At 70.5% G+C, this 207-nt stretch carries 1 pseudogene; it reads left to right on the forward strand.

Going from position 1 to position 207, the window contains the following annotated elements:
• A pseudogene (locus tag ACTVAJ_RS30325) lies at positions 1–207 on the forward strand (IS5/IS1182 family transposase); the annotation flags it as partial.

The raw sequence follows: 207 nt of genomic DNA on the forward strand, positions 1-207 counted from the left end.
ACAAGGCCTACCACTCCCGTGACCGGCGCCGCTGGCTGCGCGAACGCGGGATCGGCGTGCGCCTGGCCCGTCCTGGCATCGAGTCCTCCCAGCGGCTGGGTCGCCACCGGTACAAGGTCGAGCGCTCGATCGCCTGGCTGGGCTCCTACCGCAGGTTGAACGTGCGCTGGGAGCGCAAGGCCTCCACCTTCCTGGCCATGCTCGGCA

The sequence above is a fragment of the Nocardiopsis sp. KDC1DS13DA1 genome (genome assembly GCF_055632325.1).